20 protein-coding genes are annotated in these 24,829 nt (G+C 71.2%); 16 read left to right on the top strand and 4 right to left on the bottom strand.

What is annotated here, in order from left to right; all coding sequences use genetic code 11:
* Positions 1-87 precede the first annotated feature (87 nt).
* The 3 genes from metH to IE316_RS22760 all read left to right on the top strand — a co-directional run bounded on the left by metH (position 88) and on the right by IE316_RS22760 (position 6,460).
* Positions 88-3,600, top strand: a complete 3,513-nt coding sequence (gene metH, locus IE316_RS22750; protein ID WP_190206296.1) for a methionine synthase — start codon at positions 88-90, stop codon at positions 3,598-3,600.
* Between the two features lie 106 nt (positions 3,601-3,706).
* Positions 3,707-4,408, top strand: a complete 702-nt coding sequence (locus IE316_RS22755) for an HAD family hydrolase (protein ID WP_190206297.1) — start codon at positions 3,707-3,709, stop codon at positions 4,406-4,408.
* A gap of 447 nt (positions 4,409-4,855) precedes the next feature.
* Positions 4,856-6,460, top strand: coding sequence for an ABC transporter substrate-binding protein (locus IE316_RS22760; protein ID WP_190206298.1), 1,605 nt, complete (start codon positions 4,856-4,858; stop codon positions 6,458-6,460).
* Between the two features lie 80 nt (positions 6,461-6,540).
* On the opposite strand, the gene IE316_RS22765 is transcribed toward IE316_RS22760, so the two are convergent.
* Positions 6,541-7,212 carry a response regulator gene (locus tag IE316_RS22765; RefSeq protein WP_030179609.1) on the bottom strand — a complete coding sequence of 224 codons (672 nt, stop codon included), beginning with the start codon at positions 7,210-7,212 and terminating at the stop codon, positions 6,541-6,543.
* Positions 7,213-7,228: 16 nt separating this feature from the next.
* A complete protein-coding gene (locus IE316_RS22770; RefSeq protein WP_190206299.1) occupies positions 7,229-8,287 on the bottom strand; it encodes a RecB family exonuclease in 1,059 nt (352 codons plus the stop codon).
* A 208-nt stretch (positions 8,288-8,495) separates the two neighbouring features.
* Here IE316_RS22770 and IE316_RS22775 point away from each other — a divergent pair, with 208 nt between their 5' ends.
* From IE316_RS22775 to IE316_RS22785, 3 genes are all read left to right on the top strand, one after another.
* Positions 8,496-10,052, top strand: coding sequence for a site-2 protease family protein (locus IE316_RS22775; RefSeq protein WP_190206300.1), 1,557 nt, complete (start codon positions 8,496-8,498; stop codon positions 10,050-10,052).
* Positions 10,053-10,113: 61 nt separating this feature from the next.
* Positions 10,114-11,016 carry a tRNA (adenine-N1)-methyltransferase gene (locus tag IE316_RS22780; protein ID WP_077800474.1) on the top strand — a complete coding sequence of 301 codons (903 nt, stop codon included), beginning with the start codon at positions 10,114-10,116 and terminating at the stop codon, positions 11,014-11,016.
* 240 nt (positions 11,017-11,256) lie between these two features.
* The gene (locus tag IE316_RS22785; protein ID WP_190206301.1) at positions 11,257-11,829 is read left to right on the top strand and encodes a hypothetical protein; all 573 of its coding nucleotides are present in this window, start codon (positions 11,257-11,259) and stop codon (positions 11,827-11,829) included.
* Positions 11,830-11,901: 72 nt separating this feature from the next.
* Here the strand turns inward: IE316_RS22785 and IE316_RS22790 are convergent, their stop codons facing one another.
* A complete protein-coding gene (locus tag IE316_RS22790; RefSeq protein ID WP_190206302.1) occupies positions 11,902-12,207 on the bottom strand; it encodes a ferredoxin in 306 nt (101 codons plus the stop codon).
* Between the two features lie 243 nt (positions 12,208-12,450).
* Here IE316_RS22790 and arc point away from each other — a divergent pair, with 243 nt between their 5' ends.
* The 5 genes from arc to prcA all read left to right on the top strand — a co-directional run bounded on the left by arc (position 12,451) and on the right by prcA (position 18,281).
* A complete protein-coding gene (gene arc / locus IE316_RS22795) occupies positions 12,451-14,217 on the top strand; it encodes a proteasome ATPase (protein ID WP_190206303.1) in 1,767 nt (588 codons plus the stop codon).
* Between the two features lie 234 nt (positions 14,218-14,451).
* Positions 14,452-15,963, top strand: a complete 1,512-nt coding sequence (dop, locus tag IE316_RS22800) for a depupylase/deamidase Dop (RefSeq protein ID WP_351055691.1) — start codon at positions 14,452-14,454, stop codon at positions 15,961-15,963.
* Between the two features lie 168 nt (positions 15,964-16,131).
* Positions 16,132-16,350: a ubiquitin-like protein Pup gene (locus IE316_RS22805; RefSeq protein ID WP_073729588.1), complete on the top strand. Its 219-nt coding sequence runs from the start codon at positions 16,132-16,134 to the stop codon at positions 16,348-16,350.
* Between the two features lie 277 nt (positions 16,351-16,627).
* The gene (gene prcB / locus IE316_RS22810; protein WP_190206304.1) at positions 16,628-17,473 is read left to right on the top strand and encodes a proteasome subunit beta; all 846 of its coding nucleotides are present in this window, start codon (positions 16,628-16,630) and stop codon (positions 17,471-17,473) included.
* Between the two features lie 61 nt (positions 17,474-17,534).
* Positions 17,535-18,281 carry a proteasome subunit alpha gene (gene prcA, locus IE316_RS22815; protein ID WP_190206305.1) on the top strand — a complete coding sequence of 249 codons (747 nt, stop codon included), beginning with the start codon at positions 17,535-17,537 and terminating at the stop codon, positions 18,279-18,281.
* A gap of 62 nt (positions 18,282-18,343) precedes the next feature.
* Here the strand turns inward: prcA and IE316_RS22820 are convergent, their stop codons facing one another.
* Positions 18,344-19,357, bottom strand: coding sequence for a LacI family DNA-binding transcriptional regulator (locus IE316_RS22820; protein ID WP_190206306.1), 1,014 nt, complete (start codon positions 19,355-19,357; stop codon positions 18,344-18,346).
* Between the two features lie 102 nt (positions 19,358-19,459).
* On the opposite strand from IE316_RS22820, the gene IE316_RS22825 reads away from it, so the two are divergent.
* From IE316_RS22825 to IE316_RS22845, 5 genes are all read left to right on the top strand, one after another.
* The gene (locus IE316_RS22825) at positions 19,460-20,719 is read left to right on the top strand and encodes an MFS transporter (RefSeq protein ID WP_190206307.1); all 1,260 of its coding nucleotides are present in this window, start codon (positions 19,460-19,462) and stop codon (positions 20,717-20,719) included.
* Positions 20,720-20,728: 9 nt separating this feature from the next.
* Positions 20,729-22,090, top strand: a complete 1,362-nt coding sequence (gene pafA, locus IE316_RS22830) for a Pup--protein ligase (protein WP_190206308.1) — start codon at positions 20,729-20,731, stop codon at positions 22,088-22,090.
* Between the two features lie 123 nt (positions 22,091-22,213).
* Positions 22,214-23,215 carry an FKBP-type peptidyl-prolyl cis-trans isomerase gene (locus tag IE316_RS22835; protein ID WP_190206309.1) on the top strand — a complete coding sequence of 334 codons (1,002 nt, stop codon included), beginning with the start codon at positions 22,214-22,216 and terminating at the stop codon, positions 23,213-23,215.
* 60 nt (positions 23,216-23,275) lie between these two features.
* Positions 23,276-23,647, top strand: a complete 372-nt coding sequence (locus IE316_RS22840) for an FKBP-type peptidyl-prolyl cis-trans isomerase (protein WP_190206310.1) — start codon at positions 23,276-23,278, stop codon at positions 23,645-23,647.
* Positions 23,648-23,822: 175 nt separating this feature from the next.
* Positions 23,823-24,824 carry a helix-turn-helix transcriptional regulator gene (locus IE316_RS22845; RefSeq protein ID WP_190206311.1) on the top strand — a complete coding sequence of 334 codons (1,002 nt, stop codon included), beginning with the start codon at positions 23,823-23,825 and terminating at the stop codon, positions 24,822-24,824.
* Positions 24,825-24,829: the final 5 nt, after the last annotated feature.

The raw sequence follows: 24,829 nt of genomic DNA on the forward strand, positions 1-24,829 counted from the left end.
GCCCGGGGCGTTCCGCGCGCACCGCTCGCGGACACTCCCGCCGAGGGCGCAAAGCCGACAGCCGTCGCACCAAGGGAGCCCCTTTTCATGGCCTCGTCGCCGTCCACCCCGCCCGCCGACACCCGGACCCGTGTCACCGCCCTCCGCGAGGCCCTCGCCACCCGTGTGGTGGTCGCCGACGGGGCGATGGGCACCATGCTCCAGGCCCAGAACCCCTCGATGGACGACTTCCAGCAACTGGAGGGGTGCAACGAGGTCCTGAACCTGACCCGGCCCGACATCGTCCGCTCGGTGCACGCGGAGTACTTCGCCGCCGGCGTGGACTGCGTGGAGACCAACACCTTCGGCGCCAACCACTCCGCCCTCGGCGAGTACGACATCGCCCACCGCGTCCACGAGCTGTCCGAGGCCGGCGCCCGGGTGGCCCGCGAGGTCGCCGACGAGTTCGCCGCCCGGGACGGCCGGCAGCGCTGGGTGCTCGGCTCCATGGGCCCCGGCACCAAGCTCCCCACCCTCGGCCACGCCCCGTACACCACCCTGCGCGACGCCTACCAGCGCAACGCCGAGGGCCTGGTCACGGGCGGCGCCGACGCGCTGCTGGTGGAGACCACGCAGGACCTGCTGCAGACCAAGGCCGCCGTGCTCGGCGCCCGCCGTGCCCTGGACGCCCTCGGCCTCGACCTCCCGGTGATCGTGTCGGTGACCGTGGAGACGACCGGCACCATGCTGCTCGGCTCCGAGATCGGCGCGGCCCTGACCGCGCTGGAGCCGCTCGGCATCGACATGATCGGCCTGAACTGCGCCACCGGCCCCGCCGAGATGAGCGAGCACCTGCGCTTCCTGGCCCGGCACTCCCGCATCCCGCTGTCCTGCATGCCCAACGCCGGTCTGCCGGTCCTCGGCAAGGACGGCGCCCACTACCCGCTGACCGCGCCCGAGCTGGCCGACGCCCAGGAGACCTTCGTCCGCGAGTACGGCCTCTCCCTGGTCGGGGGCTGCTGCGGCACCACGCCGGAGCACCTGCGCCAGGTCGTGGAGCGGGTCCGGGGCGTCACCCCGCCCGAGCGCGACCCCCGCCCCGAGCCCGGCGCCGCCTCCCTCTACCAGTCCGTGCCGTTCCGCCAGGACACCTCGTACCTGGCCATCGGCGAGCGGACCAACGCCAACGGCTCGAAGAAGTTCCGCGAGGCGATGCTGGACGGCCGCTGGGACGACTGCGTGGAGATGGCCCGCGACCAGATCCGCGAGGGCGCCCACATGCTGGACCTCTGCGTGGACTACGTCGGCCGGGACGGCGTCGCCGACATGGCGGAGCTGGCCGGCCGGTTCGCCACCGCCTCCACCCTGCCGATCGTGCTGGACTCCACCGAGGTCGACGTGATCCGGGCCGGACTGGAGAAGCTCGGCGGCCGCGCGGTGATCAACTCGGTGAACTACGAGGACGGCGACGGCCCCGAGTCCCGCTTCGCCAAGGTCACCGAGCTGGCCAAGGAGCACGGCGCGGCGCTGATCGCGCTCACCATCGACGAGCAGGGCCAGGCCCGCACCGCCGAGAAGAAGGTCGAGATCGCCGAACGGCTGATCGCCGACCTCACCGGCAACTGGGGCATCCGCGAGGAGGACATCCTCGTCGACTGTCTGACCTTCACCATCTGCACCGGCCAGGAGGAGTCCCGCAAGGACGGCGTCGCCACCATCGAGGGCATCCGCGAGCTGAAGCGCCGCCACCCCAACGTCCAGACCACCCTCGGCCTGTCCAACATCTCCTTCGGCCTCAACCCGGCCGCCCGCATCCTGCTCAACTCCGTCTTCCTCGACGAGTGCGTCAAGGCCGGCCTGGACTCGGCGATCGTGCACGCCTCCAAGATCCTGCCGATCGCCCGGTTCGACGAGGAGCAGGTCACCACCGCCCTCGACCTGATCTACGACCGCCGCGCCGAGGGCTACGACCCGCTGCAGAAGCTGATGGCCCTGTTCGAGGGCGCCACCGCCAAGTCGCTGCGCGCCTCCAAGGCCGAGGAACTGGCCGCGCTGCCGCTGGAGGAGCGCCTCAAGCGGCGGATCATCGACGGCGAGCGCAACGGCCTCGAACAGGACCTGGACGAGGCCCTCCAGGACCGCCCGGCCCTGGACATCGTCAACGAGACGCTGCTGGACGGCATGAAGGTGGTCGGCGAGCTGTTCGGCTCCGGCCAGATGCAGTTGCCGTTCGTGCTCCAGTCCGCCGAGGTCATGAAGACCGCGGTGGCCTATCTGGAACCGCACATGGAGAAGACCGACGACGAGGGCAAGGGCACCATCGTGCTGGCCACCGTCCGCGGCGACGTCCACGACATCGGCAAGAACCTCGTCGACATCATCCTGTCCAACAACGGCTACACCGTCGTCAACCTCGGCATCAAGCAGCCTGTCTCCGCGATCCTGGAGGCCGCCCAGGAGCACCGCGCCGACGTCATCGGCATGTCGGGACTCCTGGTCAAGTCCACGGTGATCATGAAGGAGAACCTGGAGGAGCTCAACCAGCGCGGCCTGGCCGCCGACTACCCCGTCATCCTCGGCGGCGCCGCCCTCACCCGGGCCTACGTCGAACAGGACCTGCACGAGATCTACGAGGGCGAGGTCCGCTACGCCCGCGACGCCTTCGAGGGCCTGCGCCTGATGGACGCCCTCATCGGCATCAAGCGCGGCGTCCCCGGCGCCAAGCTGCCCGAGCTGCGCCGGCGCCGGGTCCGGGCCGCCACCGTCGAGGTCGAGGAGCGCCCCGAGGCCGGCCACGTCCGCTCCGACGTGGCCACCGACAACCCGGTCCCCGAGCCGCCCTTCTGGGGCACCCGCGTGGTCAAGGGCATCCCGCTCAAGGAGTACGCCTCCTGGCTGGACGAGGGCGCCCTGTTCAAGGGCCAGTGGGGCCTGAAGCAGGCCCGCACCGGCGACGGACCCACCTACGAGGAACTGGTGGAGACCGAGGGCCGGCCCCGGCTGCGCGGCCTGCTGGACCGGCTCCAGACGGAGAACCTGCTGGAGGCGGCCGTGGTCTACGGCTACTTCCCGTGCGTCTCCAAGGACGACGACCTGATCGTCCTCGACGAGGCGGGCAACGAGCGCACCCGCTTCACCTTCCCCCGCCAGCGCCGCGGCCGGCGCCTGTGCCTGGCCGACTTCTTCCGCCCGGAGGAGTCCGGCGAGCGGGACGTGGTCGGCTTCCAGGTGGTCACCGTCGGCTCCCGCATCGGCGCGGAGACCGCCCGCATGTTCGAGGCCAACGCCTACCGGGACTACCTGGAACTGCACGGCCTGTCCGTCCAGTTGGCCGAGGCGCTCGCCGAGTACTGGCACGCGCGGGTGCGCGCCGAACTCGGCTTCGCCGGCGAGGACCCGGCCGACATGGAGGACATGTTCGCCCTGAAGTACCGGGGCGCCCGCTTCTCCCTGGGCTACGGCGCCTGCCCCGACCTGGAGGACCGCGCCAAGATCGCCACCCTGCTGGAGCCCGAGCGCATCGGCGTGCGCCTCTCCGAGGAGTTCCAGTTGCACCCCGAGCAGTCCACCGACGCCATCGTCATCCACCACCCCGAGGCCAAGTACTTCAACGCCCGCTGAGGTCCCGTCCGGCGCTTCGCGCGCGGGCGACGTACACTGGTCGGTCCACCGCAGGCCGGTTCCCGTCCCAGGGAACCGGCCTGATCGTCCCTCAAGGAGGTTGTGGATGACCAGTACGGTTCCCGCGCTCAGCACCCGTACGGCCGAGGGGTCCGCCCTGCAGGCCGTACTGCTCGACATGGACGGCACCCTGGTGGACACCGAGGGCTTCTGGTGGGACGTCGAGGTCGAGGTCTTCGCCGCCTTGGGCCACACCCTGGACGAGTCCTGGCGCCATGTCGTGGTCGGCGGCCCCATGAGCCGCAGCGCGGGCTTCCTGATCGAGGCCACCGGCGCGGACATCTCGCTGGCCGAGCTGAGTGTGCTGCTCAACGAGGGCTTCGAGGAGCGCATCGGCCGCGACCTGCCGCTGATGCCGGGCGCCGAGCGGCTGCTGGCCGAGCTGTCCGCGCACAAGATGCCGACGGCCCTGGTCACCGCCTCGCACCGGCGCGTCGTCGACCGGGTGCTGGGCTCCCTGGGCGCCCACCACTTCGCGCTGTCGGTGGCCGGCGACGAGGTGTCGCGCACCAAGCCGCACCCCGACCCCTATCTGGCCGCCGCGGCCGGCCTCGGGGTGGACCCGGCCCGGTGCGCCGTCGTCGAGGACACCGCGACCGGCGTCGCCGCGGCCGAGGCGGCGGGCTGCCGGGTGGTCGCCGTGCCCTCCGTCGCCCCCATCACCCCGGGCGCCCGGCGGACCGTCGTCGGCTCGCTCGAAGAGGTCGACCTGGCATTTCTGCGCGATCTGATGACGCGCATAAGCTGAAGCGTTCACCCAGCGTGCAGCGGCGATTGCGCGGGAATTCCGGTAAGCCGCCGCCGCACGGGCGCGGAGATGACCCGCGAGTAATTCCCGCCCCTCGGCGCGGCCGAATTCTCCCGGCCGACCAGGCCGTCCATGCTGTGACGTTCGCCACGTTCCGGGGGGTCGACAGGGTGCGGGGCGTGTGCTGTCGACGGGGCTTCACGGGCCGGCGGCGTGCCCATGTGTCCTGATTGGTGAAACCCTGCACCAAAGCTTCCGCTGTCGGGTTTTCGGTGCGTCCGCACCCGGTTTCGCTGCGTGATGAGGGGCCAACTCCGGTGGCTGCGGGCCCCGCTGCGGGCGCGGACTAATCTCGTCGCGAGAAACCTCGGCCCTTACCCCCGTGATCGGCGGCAACACCCCCGCTTGCCGGATACACGGACCCGACAGCTCTGGAGAAACTCGAGCATGAACCGCAAGACTTTGGTGCTGCCGGCCGTTGTCGGCCTGCTCGCGCCGGTGCTCGCCGCGTGTGGCGGGTCCGACGGTGGCAGCGGCGATGGTGACGCGATCGTCGTCGGCACCACGGACCGGTTCACCACCTCGGAGGCCGCCCCCGCGCCCCTGGACCCGGCGTACGCCTACGACGTCGGCACCTGGAACATCCTGCGGCAGACCCAGCAGACGCTGATGACCATGCCGCGCGGCGACGGCGAGCCGGTGCCCGAGGCCGCCGAGAAGTGCGGGTTCACCGACACCGGCAACGAGCGGTACGCCTGCACCCTGCGCGACGGCCTGAAGTTCTCCAACGGCGACCCGGTCACCGTCGCCGACGTGAAGTACTCGATGGAGCGGGCCCTGTCGATCAAGTCCGACAACGGCGTCTTCGCGCTGCTGTCGACCATCGACACCATCGAGACGCAGGGCGACCGCGAGATCATCTTCCATCTCAACACTGCGGACGCCACCTTCCCGTTCAAGCTGTCGACCCCCGTCGCCGGCATCGTCAACCCCGACGACTACGCCAAGGACAAGCTGCGCGACGGCTTCGAGGTGTCCGGCTCCGGCCCGTACACCATGAAGCCCGAGGTCAAGGGCGGCGTGATGACCAAGGCCGTGTTCACCAAGAACCCCAACTACAAGGGGAGCCTGAAGGTGAACAACGACAAGGCCGAGATCGTCTCCTTCGCGGACGCCGAGTCCATGGGCGCCGCCCTGGACAAGGGCGACATCGACCTGATGACCCGTTCGATGACGCCGGAGCAGGTCCAGAAGCTGTCCAACGCCTCCGACGGCGCCGTGGACCTGGTCGAGGTGTCCGGCCTGGAGATCCGCTACCTGGCCTTCACCACGACCGCCCCGACCGTCAAGGACAAGGCCGTCCGCCAGGCCATGGCCCAGCTCATCAACCGCAACGAGCTGGTCTCCAAGGTCTACGGCTCCCAGGCCGAGCCGCTGTACTCGATGGTCCCGGCCAGCATCACCGGCCACTCCAACTCGTTCTTCAACCAGTACGGCGACCCGGACCAGGCCAAGGCCAAGGCGCTGCTGGACGAGGCCGGGGTCACCACCCCGGTGAAGCTGACGATGCACTACACGACCGACCACTACGGCTCGGTCACCAAGCAGGAGTTCGAGGAACTGCAGCGGCAGCTCAACGACAGCGGCCTGTTCGACATCGACATCCAGGGCACCCCCTGGGAGAAGTTCAGCGTGGCCGAGCGCAAGGGCGAGTACGACGTCTACGGCATGGGCTGGTTCCCGGACTTCCCGGACGCCGACAGCTTCATCGCGCCCTTCCTGGACAAGGACAACACCCTCAACTCGCCGTACTCCAACGCCAAGATCATCAACACGCTGATCCCGCAGTCGCGCCGTGAGGCCGACCGGCTGTCCGCCGTGGAGAGCCTGACGGAGATCCAGAAGATCACCGCCCAGGACGTCCCGCTGCTGCCGCTGTGGCAGGGCAAGCAGTACGTCGCCGCCCGCGACGACATCACGGGCACGGCCTACGTCCTGAACTCCTCCGCCTCGCTGCAGTTGTGGGAGCTGAGCCGGGGCGTCAGCGGCTGATCCGCCCCGCACCGCGCACGCGAAGGGCGCCCCTCCCGTCCGGGAGGGGCGCCCTTCGCGTCGCCGTGCGCGGCCGGCGGTCACTGCGCGCCGGGCCGCACCAGTCCGCTCTCGTACGCGTACACCGCGGCCTGCACCCGGTCGCGCAGCCCCAGCTTGGTCAGCACATGCCCGACATGGGTCTTGACGGTGGTCTCGCTGACGAACAGGTCCGCGGCGATCTCCGCGTTGGACAGCCCCCGCGCCACCAGCTTCAGCACCTCCACCTCGCGCTCGGTGAGCGTGTGCAGGGTGTCCGGGACGGGCTCGTCGCCGGAGGGCAGGTGCGTGGCGTACTTGTCGAGCAGCCGCCTGGTGATGCTCGGCGCGAGCATCGCCTCGCCGGCCGCCACCACCCGGATCGCCTGCACCAGTTCGTTGGCCGGGGCGTCCTTCAGCAGGAAGCCGCTGGCGCCGGCCCGGAGCGCCTCCACCACGTACTCGTCGAGGTCGAAGGTGGTCAGCACCAGCACCTTCGCCGGGCCGTCCCGCCCGGGGCCGGTGATCTGCCGGGTCGCCTCCACCCCGTCCATCCGCGGCATACGGATGTCCATCAGCACCACATCGGGCTGCAGCGCCCGCACCTGGTCGAGGGCCTGGAGGCCGTCCCCGGCCTCGCCGACGACCGCGATGTCCTGCTCGGCCTCCAGGATCATCCGGAAGCCCGTACGCAGCAGCGGCTGGTCGTCGACCAGTAGGACGCGGATGGCCACGTAAGTCTCCTTCTCGCTAGTCCGGCCCCATTCTGCCCTGCGCGGCGGAACCCGGACCGGCCGCCCTCACCGGCAGCGGGTACGGCGGGGGAGTGCCGCCGAACTCCGGGCAGTGCGCCTGGTGGTCGCACCAGCCGCAGAGCTTCGTGGGACGCGGCCGCCAGTCACCCGTCTCGGTCGCCAGCCGGATCGCCTCCCACAGCGCGAGCAGCTTGCGCTCCACCCGCTCCAGGTCGGCGGGGACCGGGTCGTACGTCAGGACGTCGCCGCTGCCGAGATACACCAGTTGCAGCCGCCGGGGCACGACCTTCTTCAGCCGCCAGACCACCAGGGCGTAGAACTTCATCTGGAACAGCGCGCCCTCGGAGTACTCCGGGCGGGGCGCCTTGCCCGTCTTGTAGTCGACGATCCGCACCTCGCCGGTGGGCGCCACGTCGACCCGGTCGATGATGCCGCGCAGCCTCAGCCCGGAGTCCAGCTCCGCCTCGACGAACAGCTCCCGCTCGGCCGGCTCCAGTCTGCTGGGGTCCTCCAGCGTGAACCAGCGCTCGACCAGCCGCTCGGCCTCGCCGAGCCAGCGCGCCAGCCGCTCGCCCTCGGGGTCGTCCGCGAACAGCTCGACGACCTCCGGGCGGCTCTCGCGCAGCCGGTCCCACTGCCCGGGGATCAGCGCCTTGGCGCGCGGCGCGGTGCGCTCGGCCGCCGGGGCGTCGAACAGGCGCTCAAGCACCGCGTGGACCAGGGTGCCCCTGGTCGCCGCCTCGGTGGGCTTCTCCGGCAGCTTGTCGATCACCCGGAAGCGGTAGAGCAGCGGGCACTGCATGAAGTCGCCGGCCCGGGAGGGCGAGAGCGAGACGGGGGGCGCGGCGGCGCGCTGAGGGGTGGCGGCCGGGTCCGCGTCCGCCGCGCGCTCCGCCACGGCCGTCGTCGCCGTCGCCGCCGCCGTGGTCGCCACCACCGTGGCTGCCGCCGTGGTCGCCGCCGGCGTCGGCTGCGGTGCGGCCGCCACCGGCGGGTCCACCGGCGCGGCGGAACCGCCGGTGTCCGCCACGGCGCCCTCGATGCTCGTCTCCATGCCCCCAGACCTTACGGGCCGCCACTGACATCGCCCCAGCCGCCGCCGGGACGTCCTCACTCATGTGACCAGCGTGACCCGTGTGACCCCTGTGGCGCGGGGGAAGCACTGGGGTGCCGGGGCGGAACGGTCCGCGACTGCCGCATACCATCGACCCGAGACCCTTCCGCCCGGCAGGCGCGGGAGACGCTTCGATCGAGGGGACACCGTGGACGTGAGCGGCGGGAGCGGGCAGCCGCGGTCCGGCAGCGACGAGCCGGCCGAGCACCACGCCGGGCCCCCGGCCCCGGGCCCCGCACGCCCCGACCCGGCCCCCGACGGCGGCACCCCCCGCCCGGAGCCGGACACCGGCGCCCCGGGCTCACCTGCCCCGGCTCCACCCGCCCCGGCCTCACCGGCCCCGGCCGACGCCCGCGATCACGACGTACCGCCCGAGCCCGTACCGGACCGACAGAGCGACGCACCGGACGGCCCGGGCGGACCGGCCCGCCCGGGCGACCACGACGGTGACCGGGACGGCGCACGGAGGGCAGACGCGGGGGAGCGGCCGACCTCCGCGCCCGCCGCCGGGCGCCCCGCGCCCCCCTCCGGCCCCCCGCCGCGGCGGCCCCGCGAGCCCGGCGGCGGGCTGCTGATGGGGCGGCCGTTCGGCGTGCCCGTGTACGTCGCCCCGAGCTGGTTCCTGGTCGCCGCCCTGATCACCTGGGTCTTCGGCGGCCAGCTCGACCGCGTGCTGCCGGAGCTGGGCGCCGCCCGCTACCTGGTCTCCCTCTTCTTCGCGGTCGCCTTCTACGCCTCCGTCCTCGTCCATGAGCTGGCCCACACCGTCGCCGCGCTCCGCTTCGCCCTCCCGGTCCGCCGCATCCAGCTCCAGTTCTTCGGCGGCGTCTCCGAGATCGAGAAGGAGGCGGAGACCCCCGGCCGCGAGTTCGTCCTCGCCTTCGTCGGACCGCTGCTCTCCCTGGTCCTCTCCGGCGTCTTCTACCTCGCCCTGCTGCCCGTCGAGCCCGGCACCGTCCCCGGCGTCCTGCTGGCCGGCCTGATGATCTCCAACCTCATCGTGGCCGCCTTCAACCTGCTCCCCGGCCTCCCCCTGGACGGCGGCCGGATGCTCCGCGCGGTCGTCTGGAAGATCAGCGGCAGGCCGATGACCGGCACCATCGCCGCCGCCTGGGTCGGCCGGGCGCTCGCCATCTGCGTCCTGATCGGACTGCCGCTGCTCACCCAGTCCGGCGCCCTCGGCTCCGACGCCGTGGACAACGTCGGCATGGACACCGTCATGGACGCCCTGCTGGCCGCCATCCTCGCCGCGATCATCTGGACCGGCGCCGGCAACAGCCTGCGGATGGCCCGGCTGCGCGAACACCTGCCCGAGCTGCGCGCCCGCAACCTCACCCGGCGTGCCGTCCCCGTCGAGGCCGACACCCCGCTCTCCGAGGCGCTCCGCCGCGCCAACGCCGCCGGGGCCCGCGCCCTGGTCGTCGTCGACGCCGAGGGCACCCCGCTCGCGCTGGTCCGCGAGGCCGCCATCGTCGGCGTACCCGAGCACCGCCGCCCCTGGGTCGCGGTCGGCGGCCTCGCCCAGGACCTCACCGACGGCATGCGCGTCTCGGCCGAGCTGGCGGGCGAGGACCTGCTCGACGCCCTGCGCGCCACCCCGGCCTCCGAGTACCTCGTGGTCGAGGAGACCGGCGAGATCTACGGCGTGCTGTCCGCGGCCGACGTGGAACGCGCCTTCGTGAAGGCGATGGCCCGCCCCTCCTGACATGGGCCCGCCCGCCCCCACCGTGGTCGGCGCCCCCTCCGGAGACCGGTACGCTGGTCACATGTCCGAACCGACCGGTGCCGCCCGCAGGCGCGGGCCCTTCAAGGTCGGGGACCAGGTTCAGCTCACCGATCCCAAGGGCCGCCACTACACGTTCACGCTCGAGGCCGGGAAGAACTTCCACACCCACAAGGGTTCCTTCCCGCACGACGAGCTGATCGGCGCTCCCGAGGGCAGCGTTGTCCGTACCACCGGGAACGTCGCCTATCTCGCGCTGCGCCCCCTGCTCCCCGACTACGTCCTGTCCATGCCCCGCGGCGCCGCCGTGGTCTACCCCAAGGACGCGGGGCAGATCCTGGCCTTCGCCGACATCTTCCCCGGCGCGCGCGTCGTGGAGGCCGGTGTCGGCTCCGGCTCGCTCAGCAGCTTCCTGCTGCGCGCCATCGGCGACCAGGGCATGCTGCACTCCTACGAGCGCCGCGAGGACTTCGCCGACATCGCGCGGCAGAACGTGGAGCGCTACTTCGGCGGCCCGCACCCCGCCTGGCAGCTCACCGTCGGCGACCTCCAGGACAACCTGTCCGACACGGACGTCGACCGGGTCATCCTCGACATGCTCGCCCCCTGGGAGTGCCTGGAGGCCGTCTCCAAGGCGCTCGTCCCCGGCGGCATCCTCTGCTGCTACGTGGCGACCACCACCCAGTTGGCCCGGACCGTGGAGTCCATCCGGGAGATCGGCTGCTTCAACGAGCCGACCTCCTGGGAGACGATGATCCGCAACTGGCACGTCGAGGGCCTGGCCGTCCGCCCGGACCACCGGATGATCGGCCACACCGGCTTCCTGCTCACCGCCCGCCGCCTCGCCGACGGCGTGGAGCCGCCCATGCGCCGCCGACGCCCCGCGAAGGGCGCCTACGGCGAGGACTACGAGGGCCCGAACGCCGGCGGCGGCGCCGGCCGCTGAGCCGCCCCGCCACCAGCACCAACGTACGCACGCCGTGCCCGAGTTCCCGCCACCTGCCGGGAACTCGGCCACGGCGTGCCGTCGTTGACCGGCCGCACGGCAGACGCACCTTGCGGACGACCGGACGCGGCACCCGGCGGTGAACCACCCCGGGTACCCACCCCGCCGTTCCCCCGCACTGTGACGTGTGGCACGATGCTGGACACCCCACCGGCACAGCCCTCACAGGAGACACTCCTCGTGCAGCACCCCGCCGTTCCGGACCTGGCGCACAGCCACACCCGTCCCATCCACTGGGTCGCCACCGCCACCGCTGTCGCCGCCGTGGTGGCCCTCTCCGCCGTCCTCCAGCCCGACGCCGCCACGGCGGCCCAGCCGGCCGGCCACGGGCGCGGGACCGCGCACCTCGCGCCCCCCGACCCCGCCACTGCCGCGTTCCCCCTGGAGTGCGGCCCGGTCAAGGCGCTGGTGCAGAAGAAGGCCAGCGGCGACCTGGACGGCGACGGCCGCCCGGAGACCGTGGCCGTGGTGCACTGCGACGCCCCCATGGGCACCCCGCCCGACGGGGTCTACGTCCTCACCCGGGACGCCGCCGGCGGCAAGCCCCGCGTGGTGGCCACCCTGGTGGACCCCGCGGACCGCCGCACGGTCACCGACTTCTCGGTGCGCGACGGCGCGGTACAGGCCACGCTGCTCGGCTACTCGTCCCCGGACGTGCCCAGTTGCTGCCCCGACCTCAAGGACGGCGCGAAGTGGCAGTGGAAGAACGGCGCGTTCGTCCGCTCCACCCCGGCCGGCGCCCACGCGGTCTGACGGAGGGCCCGCCCGGAAGGCTGTGAGAAATCAGACACGGTCACGGACTGTGCATGAATGGTCACGATTTGGTTACTCTGCGTCCGGACCGTAGACCTCGACCCTGTCCGAAACCCGACGTACGTGGATGCACTCGCCCGGACACTCCTTGGCGGAGTCCACGACGTCCGTGAGGAGCGGCAGCGGCACGGGCGTTGCCGCCCCCGGGGCCTGCAACAGCTCGTCGTCCGCGCCCTTGACGTAGGCCAGACCGTCGATGTCCAGCTCGAACACCTCGGGCGCGTACTGGGCGCAGATGCCGTCGCCGGTACAGAGGTCCTGATCGATCCAGACCTCCAACGCCTCGCTGCCGACTCCGGCCTCCTGCTGCACGCTCATCTCTCCTGCCGTTCGGGCGCCGAGCCGGCGGGAATCCGGCCAGCTCTGACGGGTGTTGAACACTTCGACCCTACCTCCGGTTGCTTTCCCGTCGCGTTCCGTGGGTATTGGGCTGGCACGAGGGAGAGCGCAAGGGTGAAGATCGGACACACCCCGACCGTCTTTGTGATCTAGGGGTTTCAATCGACACCCACCCAGGTAGGGTCTGGAAGCGTCCAGCTCCCCTTGGAGGAGGTGAGGACCGTGGCAGCCCACGACGACGACATGAACCGCGGCATCCGCCCGGGACGCGGGTCCGACGACCCGACCGGTCAGATTGCCTATCTCGAGCAGGAGATCGCCGTCCTGCGACGCAAGCTCGCCGACTCTCCGCGGCACACGAGGATTCTCGAAGAGCGGATCGTCGAGTTGCAGACCAACCTGGCCGGCGTGTCCGCCCAGAACGAGCGACTGGCCAACACGCTCCGTGAGGCCCGCGACCAGATCGTGGCCCTCAAGGAGGAGGTCGACCGGCTGGCCCAGCCACCGGCCGGCTTCGGCGTCTTCCTGCAGGCCAACGAGGACGGCACGGCCGACATCTTCACCGGAGGCCGCAAACTCCGGGTGAACGTCAGCCCCAGCGTCGAGCTCGACGAGCTGCGGCGCGGCCAGGAAGTGATGCTCAACGAGGCGCTCAACGTGGTCGAGGCCATGGAGTTCGAGAGCGTCGGCGACATCGTCACCCTCAAGGAGATCCTGGAGGACGGCGAGCGCGCCCTGGTGCTGGGGCACACCGACGAGGAACGAGTGGTCCGGCTCGCCGAGCCGCTGCGGAACGTCACCATCCGCGCCGGCGACGCCCTCCTGCTCGAACCCCGCTCGGGGTACGTCTACGAGGTCGTCCCCAAGAGCGAGGTCGAGGAACTCGTCCTCGAAGAGGTCCCCGACATCGGCTACGAGCAGATCGGCGGCCTCGGCGGACAGATCGAGATGATCCGCGACGCGGTCGAGCTCCCGTATCTCTACCCCGACCTGTTCAAGGAGCACGAGCTGCGTCCGCCCAAGGGCGTCCTGCTCTACGGGCCGCCCGGCTGCGGCAAGACGCTCATCGCCAAGGCGGTCGCGAACTCGCTGGCCAAGAAGGTCGCCGAGGTGACCGGCCAGGCCGCCGGCAAGAGCTTCTTCCTCAACATCAAGGGCCCCGAGCTGCTGAACAAGTACGTCGGCGAGACCGAGCGGCAGATCCGCCTGGTCTTCCAGCGGGCCCGGGAGAAGGCCAGCGAGGGCACCCCCGTCATCGTCTTCTTCGACGAGATGGAGTCCCTCTTCCGCACCCGCGGCTCGGGCGTCAGCTCGGACGTGGAGAACACCATCGTCCCGCAGCTCCTCGCCGAGATCGACGGCGTGGAGGGCCTGCAGAACGTGGTCGTGATCGGTGCCTCCAACCGTGAGGACATGATCGACCCGGCCATCCTGCGGCCCGGCCGGCTGGATGTGAAGATCAAGATCGAGCGTCCGGACGCCGAGGCGGCCAAGGACATCTTCGGCAAGTACCTGACCGAGCGCCTCCCGCTGCACGAGGAGGACCTCGCGGAGCACGGCAAGGACCGGGCCGCCACCGTCCAGAGCATGATCCAGACGGCGGTGGAACAGATGTACGCCGAATCCGAGGAGAACCGCTTCCTGGAGGTCACCTACGCCAATGGCGACAAGGAAGTCCTCTACTTCAAGGACTTCAATTCCGGCGCCATGATCGAGAACATCGTGGGCCGCGCCAAGAAAATGGCGATCAAGGACTTCCTGGAGAAGAACCAGAAGGGCCTGCGCGTCTCCCACCTCCTCCAGGCGTGCGTGGACGAGTTCAAGGAGAACGAAGACCTGCCCAACACCACCAATCCGGACGACTGGGCCCGCATCTCCGGAAAGAAGGGCGAGCGGATCGTCTACATCCGTACGCTCGTCACCGGAAAGCAGGGCGCGGACACCGGACGCTCCATCGACACGGTGGCGAACACCGGTCAGTACCTGTAAAAGCGGGGCGGCTGCGGGTGCCCTCGGCGGGTACCCGCAGCCGACTGTTTTACAGGGCCACGGCTGGAGCAAGGCAATGACGCAAATGATCTCCCCACCAGCGCAAAGGCGTTCTAGTCTCTCTCGTACCGCCGAGTCGCGCAGTGCGGGGACGGGCACCGCACACGCACCGGAGCGCCAGCGGTACTTGAGCGGCGTCCACGACCGAGGGCGCCGCCGGGCAAGGAGGGCCGCATGACCGTACGGCGAGTAATGGGCATCGAGACGGAGTACGGGATCTCCGTCCCCGGTCACCCCAACGCCAATGCCATGCTCACCTCGTCCCAGATCGTCAACGCCTACGCGGCGGCGATGCACCGGGCCCGGCGGGCCCGCTGGGACTTCGAGGAGGAGAATCCGCTGCGGGACGCGCGAGGCTTCGACCTCGCCCGCGAGGCCGCCGACTCCAGCCAGCTCACCGACGAGGACATCGGCCTGGCCAACGTGATCCTCACCAACGGTGCCCGGCTCTACGTCGACCACGCGCACCCCGAGTACAGCGCGCCCGAGGTCACCAATCCGCGGGACGCCGTGCTCTGGGACAAGGCCGGCGAGCGGATCATGGCCGAGGCCGCGGAGCGGGCCGCCCAGTTGCCCGGGGCGCAGCCGATCCACCTGTACAAGAACAACACCGACAACAAGGGCGCCTCCTACGGCACGCACGAGAACTACCTGATGAAGCGGGAGACCCCCTTCTCGGACATCGTGCGCCACCTGACGCCGTTCTTCGTCTCCCGCCAGGTCGTCACCGGCGCCGGCCGCGTCGGCATCGGCCAGGACGGCCACGAGCACGGCTTCCAGCTCAGCCAGCGCGCCGACTACTTCGAGGTCGAGGTCGGGCTGGAGACGACGCTCAAGCGCCCGATCATCAACACCCGCGACGAACCGCACGCCGACGCGGAGAAGTACCGCAGGCTGCACGTGATCATCGGCGACGCCAACCTGTCCGAGATCTCGACCTACCTCAAGCTGGGCACCACCGCCCTGGTCCTGTCGATGATCGAGGACGGCTTCATCGCCGTCGACCTGGCCGTCGACCAGCCGGTCCGCACCCTCCACCAGGTCTCCCACGACCCGACCCTCAAGCGCCTGGTCACCCTGCGCAGCGGCCGGACACTCACCGCGGTCCAGCTCCAGATGGAGTACTTCGAGCTGTCCCGCAAGTACGTGGAGGAGCGCTACGGCGCGGACGCCGACGACCAGACCAAGGACGTCCTGGCCCGCTGGGAGGACACCCTCAACCGGCTGGAGAACGACCCGATGAGCCTCTCCGGCGAGCTGGACTGGGTGGCCAAGCGGGAGCTGATGGAGGGCTACCGGCGCCGCGACGACGTGGACTGGGACGCCCCCCGGCTGCACCTGGTCGACCTCCAGTACGCCGACGTGCGCCCCGAGAAGGGCCTCTACAACCGGCTGGCGGCCCGCGGGCGCATGAAGCGGCTGCTGGACGAGAGCGAGGTCGAGCGGGCCCGCACCCAGCCCCCGGAGGACACCCGCGCGTACTTCCGCGGGCGCTGCCTGGAGCAGTACGCGGACGACGTGGCGGCGGCCTCCTGGGACTCGGTGATCTTCGATCTGCCGGGCCGGGACTCCCTCCAGCGCGTCCCAACCCTGGAACCGCTTCGCGGAACGCGTAATCACGTCAAGGAGCTGCTGGACCGCTGCCGTACGGCGGAGGACCTGGTCAGGGTGCTGTCCGGGCACTGAGCGGGTACCCGGGCGGGCAAGGCCGGACGGGGTGAAAAGCCCCGGTCCGGGAATCATCGAGATGGCTCCCGTGCGTTGAGGGAAGCACGGGGCCGATGTCAGACCGGGCTTGTAGGGTCTGATCTTGACCGAGCAACTGTGTCGGGCGAACCGAGCGGGGTGAGGGTGATGGCGACCAAGGACACCGGCGGCGGGCAGCAGAAGGCCACGCGTTCCACCGAGGAGGCCGAGGAGCAGGCGCAGGACGCGCAGGCTTCCGAGGACCTCAAGGAGCGCCAGGAGAAGCTGAGCGACGACGTGGACTCCGTCCTCGACGAGATCGACGACGTCCTGGAGGAGAACGCGGAGGACTTCGTGCGGTCCTTCGTGCAGAAGGGCGGCCAGTAGGCCGCGCCTGCCTTCGTCCCTGCGGTCCGCGGGCCGGACGAGCAGTGCGTGAGCGGAGTGCGAGCAGTCGCGTGCGGCGCGGTCCCGGCCGTGCCGCACGCGGCTTCCGCCGGGGGGCCGTGGGGCGTTTCCGTGGCTTCCACCGGGTATGTGGATCACCGCCCCGGGGCGGGTAGGGTCCGTGGCATACCTGAGCCCCAGCCGTCAGGCCGCTGGGGCGGTCGAAGGATCGGCCCGGCGTCCTACGGCGGGCTGTCGCATACGTGGAAGGAATCGCGTGGAAGCCAACACTCGTAGCACCGGGCGTCTGCCGGCTGCCTTCCTGACGCCGGGGTCCTCCTCGTTCATGGACTTCCTCGCCGAGCACCAGCCGGAGCTGCTGCCGGGCAGGCGTCAGTTGCCGCCCGTGCAGGGCGTCGTCGAGGCCCCGCACGGCACCACGATCGTGGCCGTGACGTTCCCCGGCGGCGTGGTCCTGGCCGGTGACCGGCGCGCCACCATGGGCAACGTCATCGCCCAGCGGGACATCGAGAAGGTCTTCCCCGCCGACGAGTACTCGGCGGTCGGCATCGCCGGCACGGCGGGCCTGGCCGTGGAGATGGTGAAGCTCTTCCAGCTCGAACTGGAGCACTTCGAGAAGGTCGAGGGCGCCCAGTTGTCCCTGGAGGGCAAGGCCAACCGCCTGTCGACGATGATCCGGTCCAACCTCGGCATGGCCATGCAGGGCCTCGCCGTGGTCCCCCTGTTCGCCGGGTACGACGTGGACCGCGGCAAGGGCCGCATCTTCTCGTACGACGTGACGGGCGGTCGCTCCGAGGAGCACCACTTCGCCGCCACCGGATCGGGATCGATCTTCGCGCGCGGTGCCATGAAGAAGCTCTTCCGTGACGACCTGAGCGAGGAGCAGGCCACCACGCTGGTGGTGCAGGCCCTGTACGACGCGGCAGACGACGACTCGGCGACCGGTGGTCCCGATGTCGCCCGCCGGATCTACCCCATCGTCACCGTGATCACCGAGGACGGCTTCCGCAGGCTCACCGAGGACGAGTCGTCCGGCATCGCCCGCTCGGTGCTGGAGCGGCGGCTGGAGCAGCCCGACGGCCCCCGGGCCGCGCTGCTGTAGCGGGCGGCCGTTTTTGTTGTCAGGTGATCCAGTGACTTCGACAGAAAGGGACGGATAACCGGTGTCGACGCCGTTCTATGTCTCACCCCAGCAGGCCATGGCGGACCGGGCGGAGTACGCCCGCAAGGGCATCGCCCGGGGCCGCAGCCTCGTCGTGCTCCAGTACGCCGACGGCATCGTCTTCGTCGGCGAGAACCCGTCCCGCGCGCTGCACAAGTTCAGCGAGATCTACGACCGGATCGGCTTCGCCGCGGCCGGCAAGTACAACGAGTACGAGAACCTCCGCATCGGCGGGGTGCGCTACGCCGACCTGCGGGGCTACACCTACGACCGGGACGACGTGACCGCCCGGGGCCTGGCCAACGTCTACGCGCAGACGCTGGGCACCATCTTCTCCAGCGCGGCCGAGAAGCCGTACGAGGTGGAGCTGGTCGTCGCCGAGGTCGGGGAGACGCCCGAGGGCGACCAGATCTACCGGCTCCCGCACGACGGCTCGATCGTGGACGAGCACGGCTCGGTCGCGGTCGGCGGCAACGCGGAGCAGATCAGCGGCTACCTCGACCAGCGGCACCGCGACGGCATGACGCTGGCGGAGGCGCTGCACCTGGCGGTGCAGGCCCTCTCCCGGGACACCAACGGCAGCCAGCGGGAGATCCCCGCCGAGCGGCTGGAGGTGGCGGTGCTGGACCGCACCCGCCCGCAGAAGCGCAAGTTCAAGCGGATCACGGGGGGCCAGTTGTCGCGGCTCCTGGACCAGGCGTCCGCGGACGGGACCCCGGCCGCGGAGAGCGGCTCCGAGGAGGAGTGACCCGCCCCGGGGGCGACCCCGGGCAGGAGTGACGCCGTGCCGCCCGGTACCGGGCGGCCGGGTCACCGCGGGGGCGCGGTGGACCCCCGTACCACCAGGTCCACCGGGATGTCGCCGGCCTCGGGGGCACGGCCCTCCAGCACCGCGAGCAGCGCCCGCATGCCGCGCTCGCCGAACAGCTCCGCGTCCAGGCGGACCGTCGTCAGCTCCGGGTCGATGGCCGTGGCCAGCGCGAGGTCGTCCAGACCGGTGACGGAGACGTCGTCCGGGACCCGGAGCCCGAGCCGGCGCAGCGCCTTGTAGGCACCGGCGGCGAGTTTGTCGTCGTCGCAGACCACGGCCGTGGGCCGGGCCGCCCCGGCCCCGGCCAGCGCGGCCTCGGTGGCCGCCAGCGCGCCCTCGATCGACAGCGGGGCGCGGGCCGTGCGCAGTTCGGTGCCCGGCACCGCGCCGAGGCGGGCGGCCAGTTCCCGGGCCCGTACCCGGAAGGTCCAGGACGGCACGTCCGCCGCCAGGTGCAGGAAGCGGCGGTGGCCCAGGCCCAGCAGATGGGCGGCCACCTGGCGGACGCCGTCGGCGATGTCCAGGTTCACCGTGGCCGCGCCCAGGCTGCCCGCCGGGTCGCTGTCCAGCATCACCAGCGGGAGCTGGTCGCCGCGGATCGCGGTGAGCGCGTCGGCGGCCATTGAGGAGGCGAGCACCCCGTCCAGCGCGGCCTGCGCCGAGGCGAACGGGTCCCGGGCCGGGCCGATGCCCTCGGGCGAGGGGTAGAGCACCACGCCGAAGCCGTGCTCGGCGGCGACCCGGGCGGCGCCCGTGTAGACCCCGGCGAAGAACTCCGTGGTCAGCGCCGGGACCACCAGCAGCACCGTCCGGGTGCGGCCCAGCCGCAGATTGCGGGCGGCCAGGTTGGGCCGGTAGCCCAGCTCCCGGGCGGCCCGGCGGACCCGCTCCGCGGTGGGCTCGGATACCCGCCCGCGCCACTTGCCGCCCAGCACCAGGGAGACCGCGGCCTGGGAGACGCCGGCGGCCTGGGCGACGTCCCGGCTCGTGGGGCGTGTGCTGCCTCGTGCCACCGTGGGCCCGCTCCTTCGTCTGGACTCCCGAACAGCGGCCATGGTACGTATGGGGGCGCTAGTTATACGTAAAACCTCCGGTGTCGGCGAGAGGAGTCGAGGGTGGCCACGGGGTATCTGGAGATCCTCCGGGCGCGGCACGCCGTCCGGTTGCTGGTCGGCACGCTCGTCGGCCGGCTGCCCAACGCCACCGCGGCGATCGCCGTCGTGCTGTTCGTCCGGGCGGAGGGCGGCACCTACAGCCTCGCCGGGGCGCTGGCGGCCGTCTACGGGGTGGCCAACGCGGTGGGGCAGCCGGTGCTCGGCCGGCTGGTCGACCTGTACGGGCAGCCGCGCGTGCAGGTGCCCGCCGCGCTGCTGTCCGGCGCGGCGATGGCCGTGTTCGCCTTCGCCGGCACCGACCCGGTCGCCGTCGCCTACGCGGCGGTGGCCGCCGCCGGCCTGTTCACCCCGCCGCTGGAGGGCGGCCTGCGGGCGCTGTGGCCCAGCGTGCTGCCCGAGGAGGGCCAGGTGCACACGGCGTACGCGATGGACGCCGTCGCCCAGGAGGTCATGTTCACCGTCGGGCCGCTGCTGGTGACGCTGTGCGTGTCCCTGTGGTCGGCGCAGACCGCGCTGCTGGTGCTCAACGTGATCGGGATACTCGGCGCCCTCTCGGTCGTCGTGTCGCCCCCCTCGCGCGCGTGGCGGTCGGCGCCGCGCGAGGCGCACTGGCTGGGCGCGCTGCGCTCCCCGGGGCTGCTGGCGCTGCTCGGCGCCTTCCTGTTCGTCGGGACCGCGCTCGGGTCCATCACCGTCGCCGCCGTCCCGTACGCGGACGACCACGGCGGCGACGCCGTGTACGGCTGGCTGATGGCCGCGCTCGGGCTCGGCGCGCTGATCGGCGGCGCCGGGTACGGGGCGCGCCAGTGGTCCGGGGAGCCCGCGCGGAGACTGCGCGCGCTGGTGGCCCTGCTGGCGGTGTGTTACGTACCGCTGACGCTGATGCCGGGCGTGGTCCCGATGGTGCTGCTCACCGTGGTCGCCGGGCTCTTCCTGGCGCCCGCCATCGCCTGCGCCTTCGTGCTGGTCGACCGGCACGCGCCCCGGGGGACGGTCACCGAGGCGTTCTCCTGGCTGGTGACCACGTTCACCGTGGGCGCCTCGGTCGGAACGGGCCTCGCCGGGCCGGTGGTCGAGGCCGGCGGGGCGCTGTGGGGCTTCGCCGTGCCGGGTGCCGCGGGAGCCGTGTCCCTGCTGGTGCTGACCGCCACCGGGCGGGTCCTCGCAGCTCCCGCGCGGCAAGAGGTGGTTGCGGCTTCATCGGAAAATGATCCGAACCGTGCCGTCGAACCCCGTTTCAGTTCCGGGGATCGGGCGTAATGTTCAGTCATGGACCGCCGCATTTTCGGGCTGGAGAACGAGTACGGCGTCACGTGCACGTTCAGGGGACAGCGCCGCCTGTCGCCTGACGAGGTGGCGCGGTACCTCTTCCGCCGTGTCGTGTCATGGGGCCGCAGCAGCAATGTCTTTCTGCGCAACGGCGCCCGCCTCTATCTCGACGTCGGATCACATCCGGAATACGCCACACCCGAATGTGACAACGTGATCGAACTCGTCACCCACGACAAGGCGGGCGAGCGCATTCTCGAAGGACTCCTGGTGGACGCCGAACGACGCCTGCACGAGGAGGGAATCGCGGGCGACGTCTACCTGTTCAAGAACAACACCGACTCGGCGGGCAACTCCTACGGGTGCCACGAGAACTACCTGGTGGCCCGGCACGGGGAGTTCTCCCGGCTCGCGGACATCCTGATCCCGTTCCTGGTGACGCGGCAGTTGCTCTGCGGCGCCGGGAAGGTGCTGCAGACGCCGCGCGGTGCGGTGTACTGCGTCAGCCAGCGCGCCGAGCACATCTGGGAGGGCGTCTCCTCGGCGACCACCCGCTCCCGGCCGATCATCAACACCCGCGACGAGCCGCACGCCGACGCCGAGCGCTACCGCCGGCTGCACGTCATCGTCGGCGACTCGAACATGTCCGAGACGACCATGCTGCTCAAGGTCGGCGCCACCGACCTGGTGCTGCGCATGATCGAGGCCGGCACGGTGATGCGCGACCTCACCCTGGAGAACCCCATCCGGGCGATCCGCGAGGTCAGCCACGACATCACCGGGCGACGCAAGGTGCGCCTGGCCAGCGGCCGCGAAGCCTCCGCCCTGGAGGTGCAGCGCGAGTACTACGAGAAGGCCGTGGACTTCTGCGAGCGCCGGGGCATCCGCACCGGCACCGTCGAGCGGGTGCTGGAGCTGTGGGGCCGCACCCTGGACGCGATCGAGTCCGAGGACCTCGACCGCATCGACACCGAGATCGACTGGGTCATGAAGTACAAGCTCATCGAGCGGTACCGCACCAAGCACAACATGACCATGTCGCATCCGCGGGTCGCCCAGATAGACCTCGCCTACCACGACATCCACCGCCGCCGTGGCCTGTACTACCTGCTGGAGAAGAAGGGCCAGGCCGCCCGGGTCGCCAACGACTTGAAGATCTTCGAGGGCAAGTCCGTGCCCCCGCAGACCACTCGGGCCCGGCTGCGCGGCGACTTCATCCGGCGGGCCCAGGAGCAGCGCCGCGACTTCACGGTCGACTGGGTCCACCTCAAGCTCAACGACCAGGCCCAGCGCACGGTGTTGTGCAAGGACCCGTTCCGCTCCGTCGACGACCGCGTGGAGAAGCTGATCGCCGGCATGTAGGCGACCGGCGGAAAAGCCGGAACGCCACACGGGCGCCGTACGTTCCTCGTACGGCGCCCTTCTCACGCCGTAGAGTTGCGCGCACGCCATCAGCCGAGATCGACCGATTACGAGGCCCCCATCGTGCGCCGACGCTCACTCCTCATCGCCGTACCCACCGGACTGGCCACCCTCGCCGCATGCGGTGACGACGGTGGCGAGGGGAGCAAGGCCAGTGACAGCCCCTCGCCCTCGGCGTCGGCCAGCTCCTCGGCGCCGCCGCCGAAGATCGTCGACGGCCCGCTGCCGGAGATCACCAAGGGCACGAAGTTCGACCAGAAGCCGACCGTGGCCAAGGGGCCCGGCGACCCCTCCGGCCAGCTCGCGGTGAAGACGGTCATCGCCGGCGGCGGCAAGAGCATCGCCGAGAACGACTTCGTCGTGGCCAACTACCTCGGCCAGATCTGGTCCACCGCCAAGGTCTTCGACAACTCCTACGACCGGGGCACCCCGCTCGCCCTCCAGTTGGCCCAGGGCAGCATCATCGAGGGCTGGCGGTACGCGCTCACCGGCAAGAAGACCGGCAGCCGCCTGCTGTTCTCCGTCCCGCCCGCCTGGGGCTACGGCGAGCAGGGCAACGAGCAGGCGGGCATCAAGGGCACCGACACGCTGGTCTTCGTCGTCGACGTCCGGGACAGCTTCAACGCCAAGAGCTCCGCCGAGGGCGAGGAGGTCGCCCAGGACGACACCGCGCTGCCCAAGGTCGGCACCAACACCGACGGCAAGGCGCCCTCCATCGAGGTGCCCGACACCGACGCGCCCACGAAGCTGGTCGCGGAGTACGTCCTGGAGGGCGACGGCGCCGAGGTGGGCGCCGAGGACAGCGTCCTGGTGCAGTACAAGGGCGTGATCTGGGACAGCGGCAAGGAGTTCGACTCCACGTACAGCCGCAAGCAGTTGACGTCGTTCTCGCTCCAGCAGGTCGTCAAGGGCTGGGCGCAGGGCCTGACCGGCAAGAAGGTCGGCAGCCGCGTCCTCATCGTCATCCCGCCGAAGCTGGGCTACGGCGACAGCCCGCCCGACGGCAGCGGCATCGAGAAGGACTCCACCCTGGTCTTCTCGGTCGACATCCTGGCCAAGATGTGACGCCCCGGGGATGTAAGACTTGGCCCGTTGCCTTTCCGCAGACAAGCAGGAGCTAGAAACGTGAGCATCGACAAGCCCGAGATCGACTTCCCGGGCGGCGAGCCCCCGGCGGACCTCGAGATCAAGGACATCTGGGAGGGCGACGGCGCGGTGGCGCAGGCGGGCCAGACCGTCACCGTCCACTACGTGGGCGTGGCCTTCTCCACCGGCGAGGAGTTCGACGCGAGCTGGAACCGGGGCACTCCGTTCCGCTTCCCGCTGGGCGCCGGCCGCGTCATCGCCGGCTGGGACCAGGGCGTGCAGGGCATGAAGGTCGGCGGGCGCCGCCAGTTGACCATCCCGGCCCACCTCGCCTACGGCAACCAGAGCCCGACCCCGGCGATCAAGCCCGGCGAGACGCTGATCTTCGTCGTCGACCTCCTCGGGGTCTGACGGCCGCACCACCCCCCGCGGGTGCGCGGGTCCGCGTACCGGCCGGTGCGGGATCCGATCGGAGACGATCGGCCGGGGCCCATGCCTGTCCGGGCATGGGCCCTCGGCTTTTGCCACGACACCCCGGGGCGGTACGGTCACGGTCAAAGGGACGACAAGGAGGCGAAGGGCGTCGATGGCCATTGCCAAGGCCGAGCGGCTGATGAACCTGGCGCTGTGCCTGCTGGGCACCCGCCGGCCGCTCAGCAAGCGCGAACTGCGCGAGTCCATCGAGGCTTACGTCGAGGCGTTCGGGCCGGGCGGCGGCGCGCCCCTCGGACCCGACCAGCCCGCCTCCGGCTCCGACGACGCCTTCAACCGCATGTTCGAGCGGGACAAGGACGACCTGCGCGAACTGGGCCTGGTCATCGAGACCGTCGAGAGCCTCGACGGCGAGGTCGGCTACCTCGCCCGCCGGGACAGCAACCGGCTGCCGCCCATCACCCTGGACGCCGAGGAGGCCGCCGCCCTGGGCCTGGCCGCCAAGGTGTGGCAGCAGGCCCGGCTGGCCGGCGCGGCCAGCGGCGCCCTGCAGAAGCTGCGCGCCGCCGGACTGCCCGAGGACGTCGACCCCTACGAGGCGCACAGCGCCCTGGAACCGCGCATCCCCGTGCACGAGGCGGCCTTCGAGCCGCTGATGCTGGCCTGCCGCGACCGCCGCCCGGTCGTCTTCGAGTACCGCAAGGCCACCGCCGCCCACCCCGAGACCCGGCACGTCGAGCCCTGGGCGCTGGAGTGCTGGCGCGGCCACTGGTACCTGGCCGGTTTCGACCGCGACCGCGGTGCCGAGCGCGTCTTCCGGCTCTCCCGGATCACCGGCAAGGTCCGCTCGCGCGCCGGGCGGTTCACCGCGCCGGTGCCCGATGTCGTCACCGTCCGTGAGACCGTCGCGGGCTGGGCGGGGGAGACCGCCGACCGCTCCGCGCTGATCCGGCTGCGCGCGGGCGCCGGCTACCCCCTTCGAGCGAAGGCCACGGCGGTGCGGGAACTCGGCGACGGCTGGGACGAGTTGGAGATTCCGTACGGGCACGGCCTGGACGCCTGGCTGGTGGAGTTCGGGCCCGACGTGGTGGTCCTGGAGCCGGCCGAGCTGCGGGCCGACGTGGTCGACCGGCTGCGTGCCGTGGCCAAGGGCTGAGGGGG

The organism is Streptomyces fumanus, assembly GCF_014655295.1.
In the GTDB taxonomy this organism is placed as follows: domain Bacteria; phylum Actinomycetota; class Actinomycetes; order Streptomycetales; family Streptomycetaceae; genus Streptomyces; species Streptomyces fumanus.